The following is a 223-nucleotide window of genomic DNA, read 5'->3' as shown; positions in this document are numbered from 1 at the left end:
CTTCAGGATCGCCGGCACGCCGATCTCCGACTGGTCGCCTTCCAGCGCCAGACGGGCCGAACCGTGGATGATCGGGGTGTCGTCGCCCGGGAACTCGTACTTGCTCAGCAGTTCGCGGACTTCCATCTCCACCAGCTCCAGCAGCTCGGCGTCGTCCACCATGTCGGCCTTGTTCAGGAACACGACGATGTACGGCACGCCCACCTGGCGCGAGAGCAGGATG

1 protein-coding gene is annotated in these 223 nt (G+C 65.0%); it reads right to left on the bottom strand.

Going from position 1 to position 223, the window contains the following annotated elements; translation table 11 throughout:
* A partial coding sequence (locus WFQ05_RS20545) for a GTP-binding protein (protein WP_337055192.1) occupies positions 1 to 223 on the bottom strand: 223 nt, incomplete at both ends.

Source organism: Pseudoxanthomonas sp. USHLN014 (assembly GCF_037153335.1).
In the GTDB taxonomy this organism is placed as follows: domain Bacteria; phylum Pseudomonadota; class Gammaproteobacteria; order Xanthomonadales; family Xanthomonadaceae; genus Pseudoxanthomonas_A; species Pseudoxanthomonas_A winnipegensis.
Note: the sequence above shows the minus strand (reverse complement) of the source record. Positions and strands in the feature narration are given on the sequence as shown.